The organism is Stenotrophomonas maltophilia (assembly GCF_004920835.1).
Lineage (GTDB): Bacteria > Pseudomonadota > Gammaproteobacteria > Xanthomonadales > Xanthomonadaceae > Stenotrophomonas > Stenotrophomonas maltophilia_AQ.
Genome location: NZ_QFHO01000040.1, coordinates 23,143 through 30,495 on the forward strand (window position 1 = coordinate 23,143; position 7,353 = coordinate 30,495).

7 protein-coding genes are annotated in these 7,353 nt (G+C 65.8%); 5 read left to right on the forward strand and 2 right to left on the reverse strand.

The window, feature by feature from the left end:
• Window positions 1-59: 59 nt before the first annotated feature.
• Complete coding sequence (gene pip / locus DI041_RS19660) at window positions 60-1,001, reverse strand: prolyl aminopeptidase (protein WP_046985204.1); 942 nt, start codon at window positions 999-1,001, stop codon at window positions 60-62.
• 48 nt (window positions 1,002-1,049) lie between these two features.
• Entirely contained in the window at window positions 1,050-1,907 is an 858-nt protein-coding gene (prmC, locus tag DI041_RS19665) for a peptide chain release factor N(5)-glutamine methyltransferase (protein WP_136639797.1), read from the reverse strand.
• A 330-nt stretch (window positions 1,908-2,237) separates the two neighbouring features.
• Between prmC and ahpC the strand changes: the two genes are divergently transcribed.
• The 5 genes from ahpC to DI041_RS19690 all read left to right on the forward strand — a co-directional run bounded on the left by ahpC (window position 2,238) and on the right by DI041_RS19690 (window position 7,202).
• On the forward strand, window positions 2,238-2,801 hold the full coding sequence (gene ahpC / locus DI041_RS19670) for an alkyl hydroperoxide reductase subunit C (RefSeq protein ID WP_004144811.1): 564 nt from the start codon (window positions 2,238-2,240) through the stop codon (window positions 2,799-2,801).
• A gap of 225 nt (window positions 2,802-3,026) precedes the next feature.
• A complete protein-coding gene (ahpF, locus tag DI041_RS19675) occupies window positions 3,027-4,619 on the forward strand; it encodes an alkyl hydroperoxide reductase subunit F (protein ID WP_136639796.1) in 1,593 nt (530 codons plus the stop codon).
• 85 nt (window positions 4,620-4,704) lie between these two features.
• Window positions 4,705-5,667: a LysR substrate-binding domain-containing protein gene (locus DI041_RS19680; protein WP_046985201.1), complete on the forward strand. Its 963-nt coding sequence runs from the start codon at window positions 4,705-4,707 to the stop codon at window positions 5,665-5,667.
• Window positions 5,668-5,790: 123 nt separating this feature from the next.
• On the forward strand, window positions 5,791-6,195 hold the full coding sequence (gene rnk, locus DI041_RS19685) for a nucleoside diphosphate kinase regulator (protein WP_014036052.1): 405 nt from the start codon (window positions 5,791-5,793) through the stop codon (window positions 6,193-6,195).
• Between the two features lie 50 nt (window positions 6,196-6,245).
• A complete protein-coding gene (locus DI041_RS19690; protein WP_046985200.1) occupies window positions 6,246-7,202 on the forward strand; it encodes a transaldolase in 957 nt (318 codons plus the stop codon).
• Window positions 7,203-7,353 lie beyond the last annotated feature (151 nt).

Below are 7,353 nucleotides of genomic sequence, written 5' to 3' on the forward strand. Positions count from 1 at the left end.
GGGCATGGCCCGGCGCTACCGGTAAGGCGTTGCCGGCCAGCGGCCGGCACTACCTGCAATCAGGCGAAGCTGTCCGTCGCGCGCACCAGCGCGTCCACGTTCTCGGCTTCGAACGCCGAGTGACCCGACGCCGGGGTGATTTCCAGCTTCGCCTTCGGCCAGACCTTGGTGAGGTCCCAGGCGTTGGCCAGCGGGCAGACCACGTCGTAGCGGCCATGCACGATCACGCCCGGAATATCGGCGATGCGGTGCGCGTCGCGCAGCAGCTGGTCTTCCACTTCGAAGAAGCCACCGTTGACGAAGTAGTGGTTCTCGATGCGTGCGAAGGCCAGCGCGAAATGCGGGTCTTCGTGGCTGTTGATGAAGTCGTCGTCCACATGCAGGAAGCTGGTCGCGCCTTCCCACACCGCCCACGCCTTTGCCGCTTCCAGGCGGGTGGTTTCGTCTTCACTGGTCAGGCGGCGGTGGAAGGCCGAGATCAGGTCATGACGTTCCACCGACGGGATCGGCTTCAGGTAGTGCTCCCACGCATCCGGGAACAGGCGGTTGGCGCCTTCCTGGTAGAACCATTCCAGCTCCCAGCGACGCAGCATGAAGATGCCGCGCAGGACCAGTTCGGTCACTCGCTGCGGATGGGTTTCGGCGTAGGCCAGCGCCAGGGTCGAGCCCCAGCTGCCGCCGAACACCTGCCAGCGATCGACCTTCAGATGCTCGCGCAGCTTCTCGATATCGGCGACGAGGTCCCAGGTGGTGTTGTCCACCAGGTCGGCGTGCGGGATGGAACGACCGGCGCCGCGCTGGTCGAACAGGATGATGCGGTACTTGGACGGGTCGTGGAACTGGCGCATTTTGTCGCTGCAACCACCGCCCGGGCCACCGTGCAGCATCACCACCGGCTTGCCGTCCGGGTTGCCGCACTGTTCGAAGTACAGCGTGTGGCGGTCGTCGACCTTCAGGGTGCCGACGTCGTAGGGGGTGATGGCGGGGTACAGCGTACGCATGCTTGCAGCTCCAGGGTGATGCCCTGCCGGGGCAGGAGAACCTCCATTCTAGGCCGGACGCTGGCCCAGGGTGATCCGGTCGCGCTGCTCCAGGTCCTGCACTGTCTGCACATCGGTGAAACCCGCCGCCTCGAACAGCGCGCGGATCGCGGCGCCCTGGTCCCAACCGTGCTCGATCAGCAGCCAGCCGCCGGGCAGCAGGTGGGCCTGGCCACCATCGACGATGCGGCGGATGTCGTCCAGGCCATCCACGCCGGAAGACAGTGCGGTGGCCGGTTCAAAACGCAGGTCGCCCTGTTCCAGGTGCGGATCATCGCTGGCGATATACGGGGGATTGCTGGCGATCAGGTCGAAGCGCGCGCCCTGCAGCGGCGCATACCAGTCGTACCCGCCCTCGGCGAAGCGGACGTTGCGCAGCTCATGGCGGGCCGCATTGCGCGCAGCCACAGCCAGTGCACCCGGGCTGGCATCGGTGGCCAGCACCTGGGCCTGTGGCCGCTCGCTGGCCAGGGCCAGAGCGATGGCACCGCTGCCGGTACCGAGGTCGGCCAGCTGCAGCGTGCGTTCCGGCGGCAGGCGCTCCAGCGCCAGCTCGACCAGCAGTTCGGTCTCCGGTCGCGGAATCAGGGTGGCCGGGTCGACTTCCAGATCCAACGTCCAGAAACCGCGGCGACCGGTCAGATAGGCCACCGGCTCGCCGGCCACGCGGCGTGCCAGCAACGCTTCGAAGGCAGCCTGATCGGCGGTGGCCAGCGGATCGGTGGCATGCGCGAACAGCCAGCTGCGTGGGCGGTCCAGCACGTGCAGCAGCAGCAGTTCGGCCTCGTGGCGGGCCTCTACGCCGCCGAGGCGGGCACTGGCCTCGGCCACGACCTGGCGCAGGGAGGGTTCGGGTTGGAAAGGCATTCCGCAATTGTAGAGCCGAGCCCATGCTCGGCTGCTGTTCGCGGTAGACCCAGCCGAGCGTGGCTCGACGCTACAAAAACCTGCGATCCGTTCAGCTTCCGCCGGAGGGAATAAGGAGGGGCTATCGGCCCCTTTCCATGCCTTGGGAAGATTTCTCTTGTCACACAGGCAGTTGCAGGATGAGGGTGGCAAGGTTCAGTGTCAGCTCATGGCCTTTTGATAGACTGCACCTATCAAATAGATGCAATCAATGGATTGTTCTTATCGATAGCGAGCCGGTAACCTAGGTCCTGTCGATTCACCCACTCCCCTTCACCCAGAGGAAAAACGATGTCCCTGATCAACACCCAGATCCAGCCGTTCGAAGCCAATGCTTACCTGAATGGCGAGTTCATCAAGGTTTCCGACAGCACCCTGAAGGGCCAGTGGTCGGTCCTGATCTTCATGCCGGCCGCCTTCACCTTCAACTGCCCGACCGAGATCGAAGACGCCGCTGACCATTACGCCGAGTTCAAGAAGGCCGGCGCCGAGGTCTACATCGTCACCACCGACACCCACTTCTCGCACAAGGTGTGGCACGAAACCTCGCCGGCTGTCGGCAAGGCCCAGTTCCCGCTGGTCGGCGATCCGACCCACCAGCTGACCAACGCCTTCGGCGTGCACATTCCGGAAGAAGGCCTGGCCCTGCGCGGCACCTTCATCATCAACCCGGAAGGCGTGATCAAGACCCTGGAGATCCACTCCAACGAGATCGCCCGTGACGTCTCCGAGACCCTGCGCAAGCTGAAGGCTGCCCAGTTCACCGCCGCCAACCCGAACCAGGTGTGCCCGGCAAAGTGGAAGGAAGGCGAGAAGACCCTGACCCCGTCGCTGGACCTGGTCGGCAAGATCTAAAGCAGTACCGGCCTGCCGTGGCCCCACGCCACGGCGCGCCTTTCATCCCCGTGCCGGTCCCCCCGCCGGCGTGGGGGTGAACCCAAGACAGCCAACGCTCGCCCGCCTTGGCCAGCCAGCCCCTTCCACGGTCGCTGTCTTGGGTTCACCCCTACCCCCTGCTGGTCCGCTACCTTCTACAGCGGTGCCACGCCCCCTGTTTGCCTGAAGCCAGGAGATGACCCGATGTTGGACGCCAACCTGCAGTCGCAGCTGAAGACCTATCTGGAGCGCGTGACCCGCCCGATCCAGATCACCGCGCACGCCGATGACGGCGCCAAGTCGCAGGAAATGCTGGAACTGCTGCAGACCCTGGACAGCCTGTCGGACAAGATTTCGCTGCAGGTGCTGCGCGATGGCCAGGGCCGCGTGCCGTCCTTCGACCTCGGCACCCCGGGCCAGGACATCCACCTGACCTTCGCCGGCCTGCCGATGGGCCACGAGTTCACCTCGCTGGTGCTGGCCCTGCTGCAGGTCGGCGGCCATCCGTCCAAGGCCACCGCCGAGTTGATCGAGCAGGTGCAGAATCTGGAAGGCGACTACAGGTTCGAAACCTACTTCTCGCTGTCCTGCCAGAACTGCCCGGACGTGGTGCAGGCGTTGAACCTGGCCGCGGTGCTCAACCCGCGCATCCAGCACGTAGCCATTGACGGCGCCCTGTTCCAGGACGAAGTCGAGAAGCGCGAGATCATGTCGGTGCCGACCGTGTACCTCAACGGTGAAGTGTTCGACCAGGGCCGCATGACCCTGGAGCAGATCGTGGCCAAGCTGGACACCAACGCCGGCAAGCGCGATGCCGAGAAGATCGCCGCCAAGGACGCCTTCGACGTTCTGGTGGTGGGCGGTGGCCCGGCCGGCGCCGCAGCGGCGATCTACGCCGCGCGCAAGGGCATCCGTACCGGCATCGCCGCCGAGCGTTTCGGTGGCCAGGTGCTGGACACCATGGCGATCGAGAACTTCATTTCGGTGAAGGAGACCGAAGGCCCGAAGCTGGCCACGGCGCTGGAACAGCACGTGCGCGAGTACGAAGTGGACATCATGAACCTGCAGCGCGCCAGCGCGCTGGTGCCGGCCGGTGAAGACGGCCTGGTGCAGGTGCAGCTGGAAAACGGCGCGGTGCTGAAGTCGCGTTCGGTGATCCTGTCCACCGGCGCACGCTGGCGCCAGATGAACGTGCCGGGCGAAGACCAGTACCGCAACAAGGGCGTGGCCTACTGCCCGCACTGCGATGGCCCGTTGTTCAAGGGCAAGCGCGTGGCGGTGATCGGCGGCGGCAACTCCGGCGTGGAGGCAGCCATCGATCTGGCTGGCATCGTGTCGCATGTAACCCTGCTGGAATTCGATTCCAGCCTGCGCGCCGATGAAGTGCTGCAGAAGAAGCTGCGCAGCCTGGCCAATGTCACCGTGCTGACCAGCGCACAGACCACCGAAGTGCTGGGCGACGGCAGCCGCGTCACCGGCCTGGTCTACAAGGACCGCGTCGGCGGCGACGCCCACCGCGTCGAGCTGGAAGGCATCTTCGTGCAGATCGGCCTGCTGCCCAACACCGAGTGGCTGAAGGATGTGGTGGCGCTGTCGCCGCGTGGCGAGGTGGTCATCGATGATCGCGGCCAGACCAATCTGCCGGGCGTGTTCGCCGCTGGCGATTGCACGACGGTACCCTACAAGCAGATCATCATTGCCATGGGTGCCGGTTCGACCGCCGCATTGAGTGCGTTCGACCACCTGATCCGCTCGTCGGTGAGCAGCAGCAGTGGTGCTGTTGCTGAAGCTGCCTGATCCATCGTTCCCAGATCACCGGGAACATTGTCTGCCTGTCGGGTAACCATGCCGTCAGCCGGTCCGTTACCCCTGGGGTGTAAGGATGAACCTACGTGATCTGAAGTACCTGGTAGCCCTGGCCGACCACAAGCATTTCGGCCGGGCTGCCGCCTCCTGCTTCGTCAGCCAGCCGACGCTGTCCACGCAGATCCGCAAGCTGGAAGAAGAGCTGGGCCTGCCGCTGGTGGAACGCGCACCGCGCAAGGTGATGCTGACCCCGGCCGGCCAGGAAGCGGCGGCACGGGCACGCGTGATCGTGTCCGAGGTGGAACAACTGAAGGAAGCCGCACGTCGCAGCCGCGATCCGGAAGCCGGTACGGTGCGCCTGGGGATCTTCCCGACCCTCGGTCCGTACCTGCTGCCGCATGTGATTCCGCGCATCCGCGATCGCTTCCCGGAGCTGGAACTGCTGTTGGTCGAGGAAAAGAGCGATGTGCTGCTGGACCGCCTGCGCGAAGGCAAGCTCGACGCTGCGCTGCTGGCACTGCCGGTGATCGACGACCAGCTGCATGCCGAGTTCCTGTTCGAGGAACCGTTCCTGCTGGCTGTTTCCGGGCGCCACCCGCTGGCCCGCCGCGAACATCTGGACGTGCAGGAACTTGCCACGCAGAAGCTGCTGCTGCTGGAAGACGGGCATTGCCTGCGCGACCAGGCACTGGAAGTCTGCCGCCTGTTCGGTGCCAACGAGAAGTCCGAGTTCCGCGCCACCAGCCTGGAAACGCTGCGGCAGATGGTCGCTGCCGACGTCGGCATCACCCTGCTGCCGAGCCTGTCGGTGCAGCCGCCGGTGCCGCGCTCGAACAACATCCGCCTGCTCGACTTCACCGGCGAAGGCCGCCCCAGCCGCCGCATCGCCATGATCTGGCGCCGCAGCTCGGCCATGAACGACTTCCTGATGGAGCTGGCCGACCAGTTCAAGCGCCTGCCACAGGCGCTGTTCACCCTTGATGCGTTGAATGCCACCAGCGACGCGACCGCCTTGCCCGGCCCCGCGCTGAACGGCTGATCCCCCGCAGCACCGGCCCGGAATCGGTGGGAGTCGATTCCGGTCGCATTTGTCCCCACAATACAGACAGGCGGCGCCAGCAGGTGCCGCCTTTTGCATGGCTTTCAACCAAGGAGCTTCATCATGAACACCGCCAGCGGCCTGCCGCCGTCGATCACCGTTTCTACCTTCGACATGGACCGCCTGGACGCCATGCTCGAATCCCCTGCGCTGAGCCAGACGCCTGCCGCGCTCGCGCTTGCCGAAGAACTCAACCGTGCCACCGTGCTGGCACCGGACCAGATTCCCGAAGGCATCGTCATGATGCATTCGCGCGTGGAGTGCGAAGATGAAGTGTCGGGCGAGAAGCACGTCCTGACCCTGGTCTTCCCCCGCGAAGCCAACGTCGATGAAGGCAAGGTTTCCGTGCTGGCCCCGGTCGGCAGTGCCCTGCTTGGTCTGGCCATCGGCCAGAGCATCGACTGGAATGCGCCCGGCGGCCGCAAGCTGCGCCTGCGCGTGACTGCGGTCCACAACGACCGCCCCTGATTACCGCTGCGCACCGCGCGCGATTCGATCCCCCTGCACCAGGAGCCGTAATGAGTACCCCGTCCAAACTGTCCCAGCTGCGCGAACTGTCCGTGGTCGTTGCCGATACCGGTGACTACGAGGCAATCAAGCGCCTGCAGCCGGTGGACTGCACCACCAACCCGACCCTGGTGAAGAAGGCGCTGGACCTGCCGGTGTACGCCGAGCTGATCGAACGCGAACTGGCCTGGGGCCGCCAGCAGGGTGGCGACCGCGAAGCCGTGGTGCATGCCGTGGCCGACCGCCTGACCATCGGCGTCGGCGCGCTGCTGAGCACGCTGGTGCCGGGCCGCGTGTCCACCGAAGTGGACGCCGACCAGGCCCACGACACCGCTGCCACCGTGGCCAAGGCCCGCCAGTTCATCCAGATGTACGCCGATGCAGGCGTGCCGCGCGAGAAGATCCTGATCAAGATCGCCGCGACCTGGGAAGGCGTGGAAGCCGCGCGCATCCTGCAGGCCGAAGGCATCGACTGCAACCTGACCCTGATCTTCAATCCGACCCAGGCGCTGGCCTGCAGCGAAGCCGGCGCGTTCCTGATCTCGCCGTTCGTGGGCCGCATCCTGGACTGGTACGTGGCCAACGGCCAGACCCCGGCCAGCATCGATGAAGATCCGGGCGTCGTGTTCGTGCGCGGCGTGTACGCCGAATTCAAGCGCCGCGGTTCGCCGACGGTGGTGATGGGCGCCTCGTTCCGTTCGACTGCGCAGATCGAAGCGCTGGCCGGCTGCGACCGCCTGACGATTTCGCCGGACCTGCTGGAGAAGCTGGACGCCGACCACGGCGAGCTGCCGCGCAAGCTGGTGGCCGGTGCCGCTGAAGCGGTGCAGGTGACGCCGATCGACGCGGCAAAGTTCGCAGCCGACCTGGCCGCCGATCCGATGGCGACCGAGAAGCTGGCGACGGGTATCGATGCGTTTGCCAAGGATCTGCAGGCGCTGCGCGAGCGCATTCGCTCGGAACTGTGATTCCAGCCAACGGCTGAGCCCCTCGTGGCGGGGGGCTATGAGCAAAAGCCGCGCTTGGCCGGGCGGGTTGGGTTCGCGGGAGACGCCGTGAATCCGTCCCTGGAGGCTTGGCCGCCGCATCCATGCGGCGGACACTCCCGCGAACCCAACC

Bases quoted from the DNA above. Each gene is read 5' to 3' on its own strand.
- pip (WP_046985204.1), bottom strand. From the start codon at position 1,001: ATGCGTACGCTGTACCCCGCCATCACCCCCTACGACGTCGGCACCCTG.
- prmC (WP_136639797.1), bottom strand. From the start codon at position 1,907: ATGCCTTTCCAACCCGAACCCTCCCTGCGCCAGGTCGTGGCCGAGGCC.
- ahpC (WP_004144811.1), top strand. From the start codon at position 2,238: ATGTCCCTGATCAACACCCAGATCCAGCCGTTCGAAGCCAATGCTTAC.
- ahpF (WP_136639796.1), top strand. From the start codon at position 3,027: ATGTTGGACGCCAACCTGCAGTCGCAGCTGAAGACCTATCTGGAGCGC.
- DI041_RS19680 (WP_046985201.1), top strand. From the start codon at position 4,705: ATGAACCTACGTGATCTGAAGTACCTGGTAGCCCTGGCCGACCACAAG.
- rnk (WP_014036052.1), top strand. From the start codon at position 5,791: ATGAACACCGCCAGCGGCCTGCCGCCGTCGATCACCGTTTCTACCTTC.
- DI041_RS19690 (WP_046985200.1), top strand. From the start codon at position 6,246: ATGAGTACCCCGTCCAAACTGTCCCAGCTGCGCGAACTGTCCGTGGTC.